Below are 18920 nucleotides of genomic sequence, written 5' to 3'. Positions count from 1 at the left end.
TGACACAATGACATGAAGAAATACGAAGAAGCCGAGCAGGATTATTTGTCTGGTTTGAAGTATAAAGATATTGCTGATAAGTACGATGTTTCTTTGTCAACTGTTAAACAGTGGAAGAGACGCTATTGGAATACTGAAAATGTAACCACTGATAAAAAGGTTACAAAAAAAGTTACAAAAGTTACACAGCCAAAACCAATTCAAAAAGCTATTGATGAACTTAGCGATAGTGAATTAACAGATAAGCAAAAAGCCTTTGTACTGGAGTATCTTCGTATTTCTAATGCCACGCAAGCCTACATAAATGTTTATGATGTCACTTATGAAATTGCAAACAAAACAGGTCCACGATTGTTGGTAAATGTTGGTATTCAAAACGAAATAGAACGTCTGCGTAAAGCTAAATTACAAGAGCTTAGCGTGGGCGTTTTTGATTTGATGGAAGATATGGTTGTTGAGGCACGTGCTGATATTGGTGATTACATAGACTTTGGTAAATACGATATGTTACACGTTGATGCGGAAGGTGATGTGAAACTTGATACCGAAGATAATCCGGAAGTATTTAGAAAGTCTTGGGTGCAATTCAAGGATAAAGAAAAGGTTGATACACGACCTATCAAGTCGATAAAAATGGGTAAAGATGGTCCGGTGGTTGAACTGTATGACAGGAACAAGGCTCGTGACAAACTGATTGATATGTTGAAGAGCGAACAAAACAGCAACGTCAATGTGAATATTGTGATACCGCAGGAGGACAACAATGGCGAATGATTTAGTGATTGATGTTCCTGAAATGGTTGATAAGGCATATTACAAGCTGTACACATCAAAACAGCAATACATTGCATTGAAAGGCGCACGTGCCAGTGGTAAGTCCGTAGCGACTGCGTTCAAGGTTGTAATTGATATACTGCGTTATCCGTATGTTAATTGGTTAGTTGTTAGACAATTCCAGAATACACAGAAAGATAGTACGTTTGCCATTATCAAGTGGGCTGTTCATAACATGGGACTTGATGATTACTTCAAATTCACAGTCAGTCCGCTTGAAATAACCTACAAACCAACACAGCAAAAAGTGTTCTTTCGTTCAATGGACGACCCTTTGAAAATCACATCAATTACAACAACGGTTGGCAAGATATGCCGTAGCTGGTGGGAAGAAGCCTATGAGTTAAAAAGTGACGATTCATTCCAGACTGTGATTGAATCTATGCGTGGAGAATTGCCTATTGGTGGATTTTATCAGCATGTCATTACATTTAACCCATGGAGTGACAGACATTGGTTAAAGCGTGAGTTCTTTGATGTTGATACAAGGCGCAACAATACATTAGCGTTCACAACCACATATAAGAATAATCACCACCTGAACGACGACTTTATCGAAGCTATGAAAGAAATGGTGGTGCGCAACCCTAATCGTGCAAAAGTTGCTGTGTTTGGTGACTGGGGTATATCAGAGGGACTTGTGTTCGATGGTTTGTTTGAACAACGAGATTTCAGCATGGAAGAGATTGCTAAGTTTCCTAAGTCAATTGGACTAGACTTTGGATTTAAACACGATCCAACCGCTGGTGAGTTCATGGCAATAGACCAAACAAACAGAGTTGTGTATGTCTATGATGAGTTCTATCAACAAGGTATGCTCACACAAATGATTGCACAGGCATTAGCACAACACAAGGCTTATGGCTTGCCAATCATAGCAGATAGCGCAGAACAGCGTTTAACAACTGAATTAGCCAGTGTCTACGGTGTACCCAATCTACGTACGGCTGGTAAGGGTAAAGACAGTGTGATTCAAGGCGTGCAGTACATGCAGAGCTATCACTATGTTATCCACCCAAGAGTTAAAGGACTATTAAGTGAGATGAACACTTATGTGTATGACAAAGACAAGCTGGGTAACTGGTTGAACAAGCCGAAAGATGAAAATAACCACGCTATTGATGCCCTACGATACGCAATGGAACAATACATGTTCGTTGCAAATAATCACTACATGAGCTATCAAGAACGTGCGCAAGCAGTCAAGAATTTAGGACTATAAAGGAGTTACAATGCAAAAGATTTTTAGTGATAATCAAAAAGCTAATTTAATCTATCAAGACAGCTTGGATAATCTGACGCCACAACGTGTTATGCAGTTTGTCAAACATCATAATCAGTATCAGAGACCGCGACTTGAAAGGTTAGACGAGTATTACAAAGGGTTGAATGTTGGTATTTTAGAACAAGAGAGCCGCCGTGTTGATGAAGACAAGGCAGACCACAGAGCTGTACACTCATTTGGTAAATACATTGCTGATTTCCAAACCTCATTCAGCGTGGGTAATGCCATTTCTGTTCAACATGATGATGACGCGAGACTTGATACAGTTGAAAACATCAACAACTTTGATGAGATTAACAGTGATCTATTCCTAGATATGACACGTTTTGGACGTGCCTATGAGTATGTTTACCGAGGACATGATGACATTGAACATAGTGTGGCACTAAGCCCACTAGAAACGTTTATCATCTACTCACTAGACGTTGAGCCGCAACCAATCATGGCGGTGCGCTATCACTTGATTGATACCATTGATGATGATGTTATCTCAAACGAGTACCGTGTTGAGACGTGGACTTCAACAGAATACACAAGCTACCAACCAACCTCAATTAATGGCACACCTGTACAAGATGAGGCAAGTGAACTGTACGTGTTCCCAATGATTGAGTATAAGAACAATAAGTTTAGAATTGGTGACTTTGAAAACGTTATCCCACTAATTGATTTATATGACGCAGCACAATCAGATACAGCCAACTACATGACTGATTTGAATGACGCTATGCTTGTCATCAAGGGTGATATTGATACATTGTTGCAAGGTTCAAGCATGATGAGTGGTATTGACCCAACAGACGAGAGCGCAGCAATGCAGTTAGCTAAAGACAAGATGGAAATGTTGAAGTCTATGAAGTCAGCTAACATGTTGCTATTGAAGTCTGGCGTATCAATGACAGGACAACAGACGAACGTTGACGCAGGATATATCCACAAAGAATATGATGTAAATGGTACAGAAGCGTACAAGGATAGACTCGCACATGATATTCATAAGTTTTCACACACACCTGATTTAACAGATGAAAACTTTGCAGGTAACGCTAGTGGTGTAGCTATGAAGTATAAGGTTTTGGGAACCATTGAGTTGGCAAGTACCAAACGCAAGGCTTTTGAAGTCGGTTTGTATCAACGCTATAACATCATCAAAGCATTAGAAAATCTGTCAGCAAGTGGCATGAGTGTAGATCCTAACGAGATTAGCTTTGTGTTTACAGATAACATGCCGGTTGATGACGTCGCAACCATTGCACAAGTGGTTAGTGCAGGCGCTAGAGTGCCACAAGAGTATCTGTATCAGTTCCTACCAAACGTGACTGATCCTAGTGAAATTACTGATTTGTTAGCGCAAAAACAGGCTGATATGACTTATCAATCACGAAAAAATAGCGGTGTTTTGACTGATGAAGAATTAGCAAACGAGGCAACAAATGAGACCAAAACAAACTAATAAATATTGGGAAAAGCGTCTCAAACAAGAGCAAGCCTACATGAATAAGGCGACCAACACTGATGATATTGTCAGACGGTATGATTTAGTCATTGATGACATTACACGCAAGATTGAATCCGAATATGCAAGACTTGAATTACGTGGCTTTGAACGTAACATTGTTGAAACTGCCGATATTGAAGCTTATGAACGTGAAGCTAAGGAGTTAGTGGCATACGCTAACAAATTGCGTGATAAGCTAGGTAGAAATGCCGCTAAAACGGACTTTACAGCCGAAGTGAACAGACGAATGAAAATCTATAATGCTACAATGCGTATCAATAGACTGGAATATCTCAAATCACAGGTTGCATTATCGCTGATTAAGGCTGGTGTTGATACTGATGTTGACCTACAACAAGAATTATCAGACAAGTATGTATCTGAAAAGGCACGTCAGGCTGGTATTCTAGCTTCAACAGTCGTACCAATGTCACATACTAAGCTATTTAAGATAGTTGCTGCACAAGTTGATGGCGCTAACTTTAGTCAAAGAATATGGCAGAACACAGACAGTTTAAAAGCTGAATTAGACGTGTTACTGACTAACAATATCATTCAAGGACAGAACTCTAATGTAATTGCAAGGCGTTTGCGAAGTTTGTTAAACGGTCAATACAAAGATAACGCTAGGTATATCACCGAACGGCTAGCACGAACAGAGTTTACACGAGTAATAGGGCAAGCGCAGAAAGACAGCTACCGTGAAAATGACATTGAATATGTCAAGTGGATGGCTGAATCAGGTGCGTGTCGCTATTGTGTCGCTGCGTCAGAGGGTGGTTTACGAGGTGAAGGTATCTACAAAATAGATCATGAACCAAATTACCCAATGCACCCCAATTGCCGCTGCAGTTTAGCAGCTTATTATGAATAACTTGAACACTGACGAAAGTTGGTGTTTTTATTTTGTCCTAAGTATGACATTAAAAGGCTGTTACATAGCGTGTATGGGTTGTTAGCGTGTCGTGTGTGGGTTTAATCGTGCATGGGGCAATATAAGCGCTAATCAACGTGTATGGACTAATACAAAGGAGAAATTATCATGACAGAACCAATCGAATCAACGCAACCAGTTGAGCCAAATCAACCGGAAACTGAAGAGACTAAGACATTAACGCAGAGTGAACTCGACAGCTTGATGGATAAGCACACTGCAAAAGTCTTGGAAAAACAAAAGGCTGACTTTGAAAAACAGTTGGCTGACGCAATTCAACAAGGCAAGACAGAGGGTGAGAAGTTGGCTACAATGTCCGCTAAAGAAAAGGCGGAAGAAGAGGCAAAACAACGCCTTGCAGACCTTGAAGCACGTGAAAAAGAATTAAACCAACGTGAATTAACGGTCAACGTGTCAAGCCTGTTGAAAGAGCGTGAATTGCCTACTGATTTAGCTGAATCGTTGGTTAAACTTGGCAATGCTGATGAAATCTCAACCGTTGTTGACAGCTTACAACAAGCAATTCAACAGGGTATCAACGATGGTGTTAAAGACCGTCTACGTCAAGACCCACCAAAGAATGACGCAACAAAAATCAGCGGTGATATTGGCAATGTGGAATTTAACGCTATGACCGCAGCAGAACGTGTTGCTTTCTCAAAGAGCAACCCAGAACAATTTAAACAGATTACAGGAGAATAAATAAATGGTTAACACATTAACACAACTAGCAGATTTGGTAAACCCAGAAGTATTGGCACCAATCGTATCATACGAATTTAAGCAAGCGATGCGCTTCACACCATTGGCAAGTGTTGACTCAACACTGCAAGGACGTTCAGGTGACACATTGAAGTTCCCAGCATTCACTTACATTGGTGATGCACAAGACGTTGCAGAAGGTGCACCAATTCCATTGGACAAGCTTGGTACAACGACCAAGAGTGTGACTATCAAGAAAGCTGCCAAAGGTACAGAAATTACAGATGAAGCAGTATTGTCTGGATATGGTGACCCTGTTGGCGAATCTACAAAGCAATTAGGCTTGGCAATCGCTAACAAGGTTGATAATGACATCTTGGCGGCAGCATTGACTTCTACACAAACAGTTAACTTCGCTGCAACATCAGACGGTGTTCAAGCAGCGTTGACAGTATTTGCAACTAATAGTGATCAAGACGATTCACCTGTTGTTGGTTTGTTTAACCCAGCAGATGCAGCAGCATTGCGCAAGGCAGCACGTGCAGAGGGTACAGGTTCAGACGTTGCACTAAACGCCTTGGTAAACGGTACTAAGTTTGAAGTGCTTGGCGTGCAAATTATCGAATCTAACAAGGTTACAGCAGGACAAGCTATCTTCATCAAGGTGAACCCAAGTGTTCCAGCTTTGAAATTGGTTATGAAGCGTTCAGCGGAGGTGGAAAACCAACGCAACATCATCAACAAGACTACCGTTTTGACTGCTGATGAACATTACACAGCTTACTTGTACGACCCAACAAAGGTTGTTGTTGCAAAAGCGAGTAGTGGTGTCTAATGGTATTACATTAAGTCAAAAGACAGCAACAATTAAAGTTGGTGCAACTAAGCAAGTGACTGTTTCAGCAAACCCAACCAACGCATCAGACGCTAGTGCTGTGGTTTCAGCAACTACTTTCTCATCAAGCGATGAGGCTGTGGCAACCGTAACAAATGACGGTACTATTACTGGTGTCGCTATTGGTTCGGCAACTATTACAGCTACTAGCGGAACATTCACCGCAGGAGTTGCTGTTACGGTGACAGAATAGTCGCATGGTGTCGCTTAATAAATAAACAATACTGCAAAGGGCGGCTATTAAGGAGGTGATGATTTGGAACTTAGCGATTTAAAAACTATGCTACAAATCAAAGATAATAAGCGTGACGATATTCTCAATCTTATTATCAAAAACACAACGCAAGCATTGTCGTTTAAATTAGGTTTAAAGGCTGGTGTCTCTATCCCTGATGTCTTAGACTATATCGCACTTGAAGTGTCTGTAAAGCGCTACAATCGGCTTGCTAACGAGGGTATGAGTTCGTATACACAAGAGGGACAAAGCATTACATTTAGCGCAAATGATTTTGATGAGTTTGCAAATGATATTGATGCTTGGAAAGATGAAAACGGCGTGAAAGATAATAATTCAGGTCGTTTTTTGTTTTTGTAGGTGACGATATGAGATTTCCAGACAATATTCAATTTTATTCAGAGGTCAAAGAACACTATGACCCAAAGGTTGGTGATTATGTGGGCGGACCCGAATTGGTTGGTGAAGCAATAGCCAATGTTACTGAAACAGGCACAAACACAAGTGTGCAGGACTTTGGCGACATTACCACCAAAAACCTTGTTATACGGCTTGTAAATGATATTGACTATAAGTGGTCATATCTCACTGTAAACGGCTTAGAGCAGAAATATAAGCCTATTACAACGAGGAAACCATTGAAGAATAACACGTTGATTGTAGGTGAGATGAATGAGTAATATAAGTTTTTCTGTTACCGGAGTTGATAAGTTAAGTAAAGCGCTGTTGTCTCGTGCATCGGCTGGTGACATCAAGAGTGTTGTCAAACGTAACACCACACAAATGCAACAACAGGCGATGTCTAATGCTTCAAGCGTATTTACAAAGGGGTATTCTACCGGAGATACAAAGAAAAGCATTGGTGTTTCATTCAAGGATAGCGCCATGAGTGGTGTAACTGGTTTGGGTATGGATTATAACCAATATACCGAATTAGGAACTCGTTTCATGTCAGCTGAACCATTGCTAAAACCTGTTTTCAATAAACAAAAGACGGTATTTAAGTCAGATTTGGAGAAGTTACTCAAATGATTAGTCCGCAAAAAATACTGTTCGATACTTACTACGACTTGTTACAGAGTGACGGCTACAATGTCTATGATTATTTACCGCTTGAAAATGAACCGGTTGATTATCCAATTGTGGTGATAGGTAACATACAACAAACTAGTGCAACAACTAAGTATTCACGCAATGACCATGTGTTCTTAACAATCGACGTATGGGGCAGTAAGAAACAACGCAAAAAAGTTAGTGAAATAGCTGATTACATTTATAATCTGGCGATTGGATATATTCAAACAGACAGCTACACGTTTTATGGGCAAGCAAACCAACAAAACATGCAGATGTCTATTGATACATCAGTGCCAAACACAACGTATCAGCGCGCTAACATACAACTAGAATTTACAGTAGATTAAAGGAGATTATTTAATGGCATTATCAACATTAAAAGGTGTCAACGCAGTAGCGTTCGCACGCAAATTGAGTAACGCTTCAACAAAAGAAGCCGAACTTATCCCATGGCAAACATCATTGTCATTTGACCCATCACGAGACAGTGATTCAACCGTGACTAAAGACGGCAACGTCAATACACAATCAAGTGTTTCAACAGATCTTGAAATTGAGTTTATTAACAACACATCAGCGATTGCAGACGCATTCTATGACAGTTTGCTAGATGGCGACAAGATGGAATTTTGGATCGTACACAAAGACCGCAAGAATGCAGAGGGCAAGTATTTCTCGTGGTATGTACAAACATCTGTATCAGAAGACAGTAACGACAACGATGCTGATGATAACTCAACTCGTGATGTCACATTCTCTGTTGACGGCACACCAAAGCGTGGCTGGACTGCACTATCAGACCAACAGTCAAGTGACGTTGACTATGTATTCCGTGGTTTGGATAAAGTTACAGGAACAGGTAGTACAGAAACCAACGGCGGTACGGCTTGGAATAAAGCGACTGACGGTGGTGCGAATGGCGGCACTGCTCCAGCTGGCGAATAATTAAATAACACAAAGACAGAGACGATTGAAGTGAGACGATAAAAGGAGAAATCATGCAAGTTAAAATCAACAATAAAGAAGTAGAATTGAAGTTCGGTGTGAAGTTTGTTCGTGAATTGGATAAGGTGGCAGGTCTGGACGTGAATGGTGCTTCATTTGGTATGGGACTTACAAAGTCTATCCCAGCACTTAACACAGCAGACCCGGCCGTATTGGCAGATGTTATTTATTCAGCTGCTTCAACTAATAAAGCATTCCGTCCATCACAAGATGATGTCGATAACTTTATTGATGACTATGATGGTGACCTTGAGAAACTGTTTGATGATGTAACTAAAGAAATGTCAGCAGCCAATGCAATCAAGGTGGCTTTAAAAAACGCACAAGCCTAGATGATGAGGACACAGGAGGATACAAAACTAGTGAGCAAACATATCATGAAATTGTATTGAACAGCCTTACTCGTCTAGGCTTTTCTGTGTATCAAATGTACGAAATCGAGACTATGACGTTACCTGATTATCAACTAGCTATGGAAGCATACGCAATTAAACAGGCTTTGAGACGTGAAGACATAGCTTTACACGCTTGGTATAACCAAACTGTACAGGCTACCACAGGGGGCGACAAACACCCTAAACCACGTTATAAAAAGTTTAGTGATTTCTACAATACAGCAGAACAAGAAGATGAAATACGTGCAAGTTTTGAAAGTGATTATACTTCCGAATTGACACGTAAACGAGAAGAAGAGGCGCTTATTCAACAGCGTTTCGCAAAGCTGCAAGAATTAAAACAAAAGAGGAAAGGAGGACAATAAATGGAAAGTTATTCAGTGCAGGCTGTGTTGTCTGCGGTTGATAAGAATTTTAGCAAGACTTTTGAATCAGCGACTAAAGCAGCAGATTCATTTGGTAACAATACAACCAAGTCAACAGGTCTTGGCGGAAAGGGCATGATTAAATTTGGTGCTGTGGCTGGTGCTGCAACGGCCGTCGTTAGCAAAGCGCTGTCTGTGGTTACAAGCAATGTTGGTAATGCTGTAGATCGTTTCGATACCTTAAACAAATATCCTGTCGTGATGAAAGCGTTGGGATATTCGACACAAGATACTGGAAAATCAATGAAGTTGTTGAGTAACGGAATTGATGGACTGCCAACATCATTGAATGAAATTACAAGTGCTGCTCAACAGTTTGCACCATTAACAGGTAGCGCTACATCAGGCGCTAAAGCAGCATTAGCTTTAAATGACGCATTCCTTGCTTCAGGTGCAAGCGTTGCAGACACATCACGTGGAATGCAACAGTACACGCAGATGTTAGCTACTGGCAAGGTTGATATGCAATCATGGCGTACATTACAAGAAACAATGCCTATTGCGCTTAGAAAAACAGCCAACGCATTTGGTTTCACAGGTAAAGCAGCCGAGCAAGACCTATATAAAGCTTTGCAAAGCGGCAGTATCACAATTGATGACTTGAATAAGAAATTTGTTGAGTTGGATAAAGGACAAAATGGGTTCGCAACACTAGCAAGAAAAAACAGTGTTGGAATTAAAACCTCATTCACTAACTTAGGAACGGCTGTCACAAAAGGTTTAGCTGGAACGTTAACAGCTATTGATAACGGGCTAAAAAACGCCAAGCTAGGTGGGATTGCTGATTTAGTCAATAGTATGAAAGGTGGTATCAACACAGCGTTTGACACTATAAACAGCACGATAACTACGTATATACCAATCATTGTAAATGCAATTAAGTCAATGGTCGACTTCGTTAAAAAGAATAAAGGGTGGATTATGCCGCTTACAGCTGGTATATCTGGTTTTGTCGCCTCATTCGTAGCGATGAATAAGGTTATATCAATTGTCAAATCGGTCGGAAGCGCAATGTCTGGTCTGTTTAGTATTCTGACAGCAAACCCATTCGTATTGGTGATTGCTTTAATTGCGGCGTTGGTTGCTGGTTTATATTACTTTTTTACACAAACTAAAACCGGAAAGAAACTTTGGGAAAGTTTTTCAAAGGCTGTTGGTGGTTCTGGCAATGCTATAAAAATCGCAGGACTGGCTGTGGTAGCTTTAGGAACTGGATTGCTTGGATTAGTGTTAGCATTTAAGAAACCATTGGGAATGGTAAAACAATTCACAGGATCAGCTATGGCTGCAGGTAAGTACGCTGGCATATCGGGCGGACAGCTTGCTGGTATGGGTGTTAAAGCAGCGGGAATTGGTATCGGAATAGGTGCCGCCGCTGCTGGTATTGGTGTACTAGCATTTGGTATTGCTGCATTAGCTAAAACAGGCACTCAAGGAATTATTACATTGGTTGCAATTACCGTTGCTGTTGGCGCACTTGCAGGAGTATTTGCATTGTTAGCACCCGCATTGACTGCTGGTTCTGTTGGAATTGGTGTCTTTGGGGCGGCTGTACTCGCAATTGGAATTGCTATCGGAATTGCTTCTGCGGGATTAGCATTATTAGCCACTCAATTGCCAGTGATTTCACAATACGGAACAAGCGCTGCAGTAGGAATATTAGCATTAGCAGGTGCGATAACGGTATTCGGAGGGGCTTCTATATTAGCTAGTGTTGGAGTTATAGCCCTGTCCGCAAGTGTGTTGTAGCATTAGGTATTGCAGTAGGCGTATCAGCTGTAGCTGCTGGTTTGTTAGCAATTAGCATTGGAGCGCTTGGATTAGCAATGGGACTAGTCGCTGTATCAACAACAGCATTTGGAGTTGCGTTAAATATAGTTGCACTGGCTTTGCCCACTATTTCATCTTATGGTCTATCGGCATCAGTTTCGATATTGGCTCTTTCTGGTTCAGCTATTGCTGCCGGTGCTTCGCTAGTTGTCCTAGCTGCTGGATTAACTGCTGCTGGAATTGGAGCCGTAGCTTTTGGAATTGGTGCAACAGGTGCTGCATTGGGATTAGGTCTTCTTTCGGCTGCCGGTTTATTAGCGGGAGTTGCTATTAATTCTATAGCAATTGGGATTGTTATAGCGGCTACCGGTATATCATTGTTTGGTACCGCAGCTACTGGGGCTTCTAAACCAACAGGCACATTAGCTGCTAACTTAGCTAAACTAGCTGCAGCTGGGGTGGCAATGGTCGCCGGTGCGGTTGGTATTGCAGCTGGTACTGTGGCTTTAACGGCATTGGGTATAGCAGTAGCGTTAGTAGGCGGAAAAATTAAATCTTTGTCATCAGCTGTTGTTGCGATGGATAACAATTTTGCAACTATGAGTGGTCATGCTAATTCAGCCAAGAGTTCTGTTTCAAGTTTTGCTTCAACAGCAAGTTCAGCTAGAAGTACAATATCTAGTTTTACATCTAGTGCAAATGCTAGTTTCTCTAGTTTGCAAACCAGAGTATCTTCATCAATGAGCGGCATAAAGTCATCAATTTCTAGTGGCTTCAATAATGTCGGTTCATCTATTAGAAGTTCAATATCCTCTGCGAAATCATCTGTTACAAGTGGCTTTAATAGTATGAAATCTGCAGCATCATCTGCAGCCAGTGGTATGGTTTCGGCTGTTCGTTCAAGAATGGCCAGTTTGCGTTCTGCTGTTAGTTCTGCAATGAGGAGTGCTGCAAGTTCAGCTAGAAGTGCTAGAGGTGAATTTTCATCAGCTGGTGGTTATGCAGCAGCTGGAATGATTAACGGTATCTTGGCACAACGTGGTTCAGTAATGGCTGCCGCTGCATCTGTAGCTGCATCTGCCGCTGCCGCTGTACGTAGAAATTTGAAGATACATTCACCATCACGAGTGTTCTTTGGAATAGGTGGTTATGTAACAGAAGGGTTTGTCAATGGTATTGGATCTATGAATAGGTCTGTTATAAGCGCTGCAAACGGAATTGGTAATTTGGCTACCGATGCAATTAGTGCACCTATTAATTCGTTAAATAGTAATTTATCAGGTTCATACAGCGGTGTAATGACACTAGATCAAACTAACAACACACAACCAGCTAATATCACAATCGCCTTTGATAAGCACGGTTACACTGCTTATGTTGATGACATTAACAATCAACAGGGCAAGACAGCGCTATTAAAGAGAAATAATAGTGTTCAACTATAACAGAAAGGAGGGCACGCATTGAGCTTATATGAATTTACAGACCTGACCGTTGGAACATCTGCTGTTTCATTGCCAAGCGAATCTATCACGTTCAACGGTCATAAATTGGATAGTGAGCTAGTGGGCTACCAAACTCTAAACGTTGAGGGGCGGTCAAGCTTCACAAGGTCATTATCCACAGCTACTGGACTAGCAGACGGTGACTTATTTTTATCGTCAAGGATAGAATCAAACAAAATCAGTGTGAAGTATATGGTTTCAGCTAAAACAAATAGCGATTTCAATACCTTAAACGATACCTTAAACAAGTATCTACAAGGCAATGAAGTCGCTTTTAATTTTGCTGATGAACCTAATTACACGAGATACGGCACGGTAACTGCCAACAATTTGGATAATGCTGGTCAATTATCAACAACTGGCGTGTTTGAGCTAAAAATGTCAGACCCATACAAGTACGGCGCTGCAAAGAATGCGTCTGGTACAACGTCTATAAACGTTTCTGACGCGTCTTTAAGCTTTGCACAAGGCTTTGACACGATTGTCTTAACCAATAGCGCAGATGTCTCTAAAATCGTTCTAACGGTTGATAGTTACACGTTGACATTGGTTGGCTCGTTTAAGGCAGCTAATGTATACACAATCGACTACACAAAAAAGACGGTCACAGAATTTACACCAAGTACTAATGTTAAAAAGTCAGTTAATGCAACAATCGACATCAACAACAGTAATATTTTTGAAGCCAAGATTAAAAATGGTACGAAAATTGCTAGTACACAGGCAAGTTCAATTGTGTTGTCTTATCGGGTGAAAGCACTATGATTTATATTTTTGATAAAAAACAAGCAATTATAAAGGCGCTGACCAATGATGATTTCACGGCAGCACATCTAAACTTTAAAATTAACACGGCAACAACGTTTGAGTTCTCGCTACCTGCAAGCAAGGCGTTGCCAAGCGGTTCAAAGTATGTGGCGACACCTCACCCATTAAACGACAGCAAGTTTATTATGTTGCGTTTGACCGAACGTGTTGATAACACAGAAACAATCGACTATTCAGCCTACGAGTTGGCTTATCAAGAGCTGGCTACTGATGGTTATATTGAAGATAAGCGACCACAAAATCAGAGTGCATTGAATCTGATGAAAATTGCACTTGATGGTTCAAATTGGGGGCTCAACAACGTCAATGTTTCTGGCGCAGCGACAACTAATTTCTATTACGTTGACCGATTAAGCGCAATCAGCAGAGTTGTAGACCTGCTAGGCGGTGAGATTGTATTTTATATTGAGATACAAGGAAACGCCATCAGCGGTCGTTATATGGACTATCTAGCACGTCAGGGGGCAGATACATCAAAGGTATTTGCAAGTGGTTCAAACTTGCTAACAGTTGAACGTCAAAGCGATACATCAAACATTTACACAGCTATATTGCCACGTGGTAAAGGTGAAGAGATTGACAACGGAGAAGCTGATACACCTGATGGCTATGGTCGCAGAATTAACATTGCTGACGTTGAATGGAAAAAGTCCGCAGGTAAACCATTAGATAAGCCAAAAGGCTCAATCGTTCTATCAGACCCAGACGCTACGGCCGAATGGGGACAGATTAACGGAAACGCTAGGCTGTTGCTACAAACGTATGATGATATTGATGATGTCAATGTTTTAATCAATTCAGCATATAAAACTCTGCAATCTGTTAATCACCCACAAATTCAGTATTCGGCTACGGTTGCTGATGTTGGTGGGCTATCACTTGGCGACACGGCCTTAATCATGCACGGTGATAGAGATTTGAGCTATAAGACACGTGTGTTTGAAGTGAAGTATGATCTGTTATCGCCAGACCAAACAGAATTGTCACTTGGTGATGATTTAAGTTCAAACAGTATCACTTCGCAACTCAACAGCTTGAATGCTGTTGCAGACACTACTAGTAGTCAAACACAGTGGACGATTAACCAGATTGGCAGACCGGGAACAACCTATGGCGCAACAGCTCCCAATAGTCCAAAAGTTGGTGACATCTGGTTTAAATACTTAGCAGATGGCGGTACTGAAATATACCGCTGGAATGGTGATATATGGGAGTTGCTCGCTTCACCAACCACCGCTGATGACATAGCCGCCGCTGTCACTGACGCAGTCACACAAGCCAACTCACACACTGACGAAGTGAAGCAAGGCCTTTCAAGTGATATTGCAACAGCAAAGTCACAGGCGGCTTCACAAGCTAGTACAGCAGAGGCGAACGCTAAGAGTGCGGCAACGTCTCAATTCAATCAAGCACAGAGCGCTTTGTCTGCTGCTAAAACAGACTTAACGAACAGCATTGCCAGTGAAGCGTCAGCACGTAACGCTGCGGTAGCTGCTGCTAATTCACAAGCGCAAACTTATGCTAATCAAGCTAAGGCTGACGCACTAAACACAATAGCCAAAGAGGTTACAGACCGACAGAATGCAGTTAGTGCATTAGATACTAAAGCCACTAATGCAGTTAATCAAGCTAAGAGTGATATTAATGATACCATCAAAGCACTTAGCGTTGGTGGCAGAAACCTTTATATAACCGAAACACAAGTAACTGGTTACATCAACGGCTCAAATGGTACTTTAGCTGCCCCAAACAGTATCAACAATGAAATGGCATCTGATTATATTGCTGTGCTACCTAATACGGAATACACGTTCCAAGCATGGGGCTCCTTATTATCAGGGCAAAATTACTGGGCAGGTATAGGACAGTACGATTCAAATAAATCGTTTTTAGATCGATCAGCTAGTATATATGGTCCAATAGCAACCACTGACATACCAAATGACTATGAAAAAAGAACTTTTACAACTTCCGCTAATACTTACTTTGTTCGTGTGTCTAGTAGAACGTACGGTAACTATAGGGTTAAATTTGAACAAGGCAACCTGCCTACTGATTGGACTAATGCACCAGAAGATGTTGTACTAGACTACACAACCAAAGATAACCAAATTAAAGCAACCATTACACAGTATCAAACGACTAACGATGGTAAGGTAAGCAAGGCACAAACGGACGCTACAACTGCTTTGGGGCAAGTTGCAACAAAGGTATCACAGACTGATTATGATACTAAGACAGGTGACTTGACAACAAAATATACAGAGGTTAAACAAACTGCTGATTCACAGGCTGCGGATATTGTTGACATTAAGAAAACAGCCACGAGCCAAGCCTCTAAGATTAACAGTATATCAAGTGATGTTGATGGAACTAAGCAAAGCATAAGTGACATCGAGACAACGCAAGATAGTCAATCTGATAAGATTAACCAAATTACAACTGATGTGAATGGTACAAAACAGTCAATCACTGATATTCAAACTAGAGATGACAAGCAAGACACTAGAATGGGGACTATTGAAACATCTGTGTCTGGAGTAAAGTCTGACTTTAGTAGTTATAAGACCACTAATGATGGTGTTGTTAAAACAGCTCAAGCAACTGCACAAACTGCAGTAGATGGTTTGAAGACTAAAGTTAGCCAAACCGATTATAATACTAAGACTGGTCAACTTCAGACAGACTTAACAACTACAACGCAGACAGCAAATCAAGCGAAGACAGATATTGCATCTATCAAGCAAAAAGATGGTGACCAAGACGCAAAAATGAACACGATTGTGTTTGACGCTAATGGAACTAAACAGACCATCAGTGATTTGCAAACTGCACAAGGCAAGCAGTCTGGGTACATTAGCACACTACAACAGAGGGCTGATGGCTTTGATGCAACAGTTACTAAGGTTGATAGCCTAGGACAAATTAACCAATTGTTCAACACAGAGTTTAGTCCTGATTTTCAGGGTTGGTATGACAGAGGTCTTTATGGAAAAGGCATTACCACTAGCTTAGGAGCTCCTGTGAATGGATCAAATGTATTTATGAAAGTTGATGGTGGACCAACCAGACTTCAATCAGCACCAATTGCAGTCATACCAGGAACTAAAATGTCATATTCTATTCAAAAACTAGCTTCATCTAGTGTATGGTCGTATATCAATAATGTGGACGCTAATGGAAATATGGTTAATGTTCCAGGAACATCATCACCAGAATTTGGTGCCAAAAATTCTGTTGGCTACACAAAAGTAGAAAATATTACAATTCCAAGTGGCGTTGTGTATATATCTTTTGGAATTTTATTAAGCGGTATATCTAACGGAAATGTATTTTCACAGCCTATGCTAGTATTTTCAGACCACGTTGGCACATACGTTCAGGGGAACTACAACAACAACGGTTCCACAGCAAAAGCACAACTAACAGCTGATAATGCAGCATTGGCAATTAGTGATTATAAAACCAATGCAGACGGACGAATCAGTCAAGCGCAGGCTGACATAAAAGCCAATGCTACTGCTATCACTACAAGGGTTAGTCAAACCGACTATGATAAGAAAACCGGTGATTTAACCACAGCTGTTTCAAAAGCCCAAACAACAGCCGATGGTGTAGTTACTACGGTTGGTAATTATCAGACAAGCAATGATAAACGAGTTAAAGCAGCAGAATCAGCAATCTCACAAAATGCTGACGCTATTGCATTAAAAGTTGCGAAGACTGATTATGATAGCAATAACTCACAACTAAATACAAGGTTTACTAAGGTAGAGGCAACGGCTAATGGAACTGCTACGACAGTTAGTGAGTTAAAGTCAACAGTAAATAGTTTGGGACAAATTAACCAGTTGTTCAACACAGAGTTTAGTCCTGATTTTGCTGGTTGGATAAACGGGAATTACGCTCCATTTGTAGTAGATGGTTCTTATAACGGGTCTACTCGCATTAGGAACACCGCAACAGTTTCTGGTAACAGGTTATACTCGGGACTAATATCTGTGCAAGGTGTATCAGTGGTATCAACTTCTGTTTATAATGATGATTGGTCATTTGTTAGAGGGTATGACGAGAACAAGAAGCTGATAGGTGAATTAAAATCACACATCATATCCAGTCAAGGACTAAATGTTATGAATGGTATATCAATACCATCAACTGTTTACTATATCAACTTTGGAGTACAGTCTGGCGTCAACTCTTATGTTTCACAACCAATGTTGGTATTTGCCTCAACCATTGGCACATACGTTCAAGGTAACTACAATAACAACGCAGCACTTGCGCAAGTAAAAATAACCGCAGACAGCATTTCTAACTTCGTACGTGATTCAAGTGGTAACATCTCATCTGAATTCCAAACAGCGTTGAGCAGAACGTCTATCATCACAGGTAGCACATTAGCCACAAGTATTCAGACACAGACGGCGACACAGATAAGTTCAGCTATCACAGACAACAACGGCAAGATTATTAGTTTAATCAATCAGGATAGTTCTGGTATTCAAATTGCTGGTAAGAATATTGTGCTTAACGGTGACACAACGGTCACTGGTGCATTTAAAGTCAGCCAAGCTAATATCGCTAATGGTGCGATTGGAACGGCGCAGATTGGTGATGCATCGATTACCTCTGCAAAGATAGCAACAATTGATGCCGGCAAAATAACCACCGGTGTTTTAAATTCTATCACTGCTAATTCGATGACATTAAACGCTGGGACAATTAACGGTGCTGCTATTTACGTCACGAGTATGCAGAATCAAATCGACGGCACGACGCAGAACGTTCGCTTGGGTATTAACCCAAATTGGCAACATCAGTTGCATATCGAGCCAGTCAACCAATCATCTGGTTGGCATCACTATCTATATGCTGGAAATGACCATCTGTTTTTAGGTGCATGGGACGGAAGTAACTCTAACACATACGATAACAGGGTTGCGTTATTCACCGAGGGCGGTTCATCCGAAATAGATGTCGGTACTATAAGACTACGCTCAAGCGGTTCAGCTATTTATGATAACGGCTGGGGCTCTATTGATGGTGTTACTAGTATATCCATGAAAGGTAGTGACCCGTCATATACAAGTATGTATGTAGGTGTAGGAAATAATGGTACTGGTGAGTTGCGTGTGGTAACGAATGCCACTATTGGAACTTCCAATTTGAACTATGCAGATGCACGAGCAGCACACTGGTATACATCTTCGTTAGCAAAGTATAAGACTAATATTTCAGAGATGGAAGACGGTTCAGCTTTAGAAATGATTAATCGAGCTGGAATTTATAGGTATCAATTCAAGACGGACGCGGAAGCTGGCAACGATAAGTATACATTCGGTCCTGTTATTGGTGCTGATTACCTAAATAATCCAATCGATTTTTTGGATTCTTTGCAAGAGGGAACAGATGACCACTCTGCTTCATGGATAACTATGAAAGCCTTGCAGGAAGAAGATTCTAAGGTCGAAGCACTAATTGCACGCATTGAAGAACTAGAAGAAAAATTAGAAAGTGTAGGTAAATAAA

General features: G+C 41.0%; 18 protein-coding genes. All 18 read left to right on the top strand.

What is annotated here, in order from left to right; genetic code table 11:
* Positions 1 to 12: 12 nt before the first annotated feature.
* On the top strand, positions 13 to 774 hold the full coding sequence (locus tag ACI3ES_RS08130) for a terminase small subunit (RefSeq protein ID WP_114667537.1): 762 nt from the start codon (positions 13 to 15) through the stop codon (positions 772 to 774).
* On the top strand, positions 764 to 2056 hold the full coding sequence (locus ACI3ES_RS08125) for a PBSX family phage terminase large subunit (RefSeq protein WP_142511771.1): 1293 nt from the start codon (positions 764 to 766) through the stop codon (positions 2054 to 2056). Before ACI3ES_RS08130 ends, ACI3ES_RS08125 begins: the two co-directional genes overlap by 11 nt.
* Positions 2057 to 2066: 10 nt before the next feature.
* The gene (locus ACI3ES_RS08120; protein ID WP_188353844.1) at positions 2067 to 3572 is read left to right on the top strand and encodes a phage portal protein; all 1506 of its coding nucleotides are present in this window, start codon (positions 2067 to 2069) and stop codon (positions 3570 to 3572) included.
* Positions 3553 to 4491: a minor capsid protein gene (locus ACI3ES_RS08115; RefSeq protein WP_142511773.1), complete on the top strand. Its 939-nt coding sequence runs from the start codon at positions 3553 to 3555 to the stop codon at positions 4489 to 4491. The genes ACI3ES_RS08120 and ACI3ES_RS08115 overlap by 20 nt, the downstream gene beginning before the upstream one ends.
* Positions 4492 to 4659: 168 nt before the next feature.
* Positions 4660 to 5253: a DUF4355 domain-containing protein gene (locus tag ACI3ES_RS08110; protein ID WP_142511774.1), complete on the top strand. Its 594-nt coding sequence runs from the start codon at positions 4660 to 4662 to the stop codon at positions 5251 to 5253.
* Positions 5254 to 5257: 4 nt separating this feature from the next.
* Entirely contained in the window at positions 5258 to 6088 is an 831-nt protein-coding gene (locus ACI3ES_RS08105) for a N4-gp56 family major capsid protein (RefSeq protein ID WP_142511775.1), read from the top strand.
* Positions 6081 to 6341: an Ig-like domain-containing protein gene (locus tag ACI3ES_RS08100; RefSeq protein ID WP_242029688.1), complete on the top strand. Its 261-nt coding sequence runs from the start codon at positions 6081 to 6083 to the stop codon at positions 6339 to 6341. Before ACI3ES_RS08105 ends, ACI3ES_RS08100 begins: the two co-directional genes overlap by 8 nt.
* 63 nt (positions 6342 to 6404) lie before the next feature.
* The gene (locus ACI3ES_RS08095) at positions 6405 to 6743 is read left to right on the top strand and encodes a phage head-tail connector protein (protein ID WP_114667753.1); all 339 of its coding nucleotides are present in this window, start codon (positions 6405 to 6407) and stop codon (positions 6741 to 6743) included.
* Positions 6744 to 6751: 8 nt separating this feature from the next.
* Entirely contained in the window at positions 6752 to 7063 is a 312-nt protein-coding gene (locus ACI3ES_RS08090) for a hypothetical protein (protein ID WP_142511776.1), read from the top strand.
* The gene (locus ACI3ES_RS08085; protein WP_188353845.1) at positions 7056 to 7415 is read left to right on the top strand and encodes an HK97-gp10 family putative phage morphogenesis protein; all 360 of its coding nucleotides are present in this window, start codon (positions 7056 to 7058) and stop codon (positions 7413 to 7415) included. Before ACI3ES_RS08090 ends, ACI3ES_RS08085 begins: the two co-directional genes overlap by 8 nt.
* Complete coding sequence (locus tag ACI3ES_RS08080) at positions 7412 to 7807, top strand: DUF3168 domain-containing protein (protein WP_142511778.1); 396 nt, start codon at positions 7412 to 7414, stop codon at positions 7805 to 7807. The genes ACI3ES_RS08085 and ACI3ES_RS08080 overlap by 4 nt, the downstream gene beginning before the upstream one ends.
* Positions 7808 to 7820: 13 nt before the next feature.
* Positions 7821 to 8405 (top strand): phage major tail protein, TP901-1 family, encoded by a 585-nt coding sequence (locus ACI3ES_RS08075; RefSeq protein ID WP_188353846.1) that lies wholly within the window; start codon positions 7821 to 7823, stop codon positions 8403 to 8405.
* A gap of 53 nt (positions 8406 to 8458) precedes the next feature.
* Positions 8459 to 8797 carry a tail assembly chaperone gene (locus tag ACI3ES_RS08070; RefSeq protein WP_004912507.1) on the top strand — a complete coding sequence of 113 codons (339 nt, stop codon included), beginning with the start codon at positions 8459 to 8461 and terminating at the stop codon, positions 8795 to 8797.
* A 95-nt stretch (positions 8798 to 8892) separates the two neighbouring features.
* Entirely contained in the window at positions 8893 to 9225 is a 333-nt protein-coding gene (locus ACI3ES_RS08065) for a hypothetical protein (RefSeq protein ID WP_242029689.1), read from the top strand.
* Entirely contained in the window at positions 9226 to 11034 is a 1809-nt protein-coding gene (locus ACI3ES_RS08060; protein WP_242029690.1) for a tape measure protein, read from the top strand. It abuts the gene before it with no gap.
* A 41-nt stretch (positions 11035 to 11075) separates the two neighbouring features.
* Complete coding sequence (locus tag ACI3ES_RS08055) at positions 11076 to 12500, top strand: hypothetical protein (protein ID WP_407631966.1); 1425 nt, start codon at positions 11076 to 11078, stop codon at positions 12498 to 12500.
* A gap of 18 nt (positions 12501 to 12518) precedes the next feature.
* Positions 12519 to 13325 carry a distal tail protein Dit gene (locus tag ACI3ES_RS08050; RefSeq protein WP_317211282.1) on the top strand — a complete coding sequence of 269 codons (807 nt, stop codon included), beginning with the start codon at positions 12519 to 12521 and terminating at the stop codon, positions 13323 to 13325.
* The gene (locus tag ACI3ES_RS08045) at positions 13322 to 18919 is read left to right on the top strand and encodes a phage tail spike protein (RefSeq protein WP_407631965.1); all 5598 of its coding nucleotides are present in this window, start codon (positions 13322 to 13324) and stop codon (positions 18917 to 18919) included. The genes ACI3ES_RS08050 and ACI3ES_RS08045 overlap by 4 nt, the downstream gene beginning before the upstream one ends.
* Position 18920: the final 1 nt, after the last annotated feature.

The organism is Leuconostoc falkenbergense, from assembly GCF_045801155.1.
GTDB lineage: Bacteria > Bacillota > Bacilli > Lactobacillales > Lactobacillaceae > Leuconostoc > Leuconostoc falkenbergense.
The sequence above is the reverse complement of the archived record's forward strand: the minus strand, read 5'-3'. Positions and strand labels throughout refer to the sequence as shown.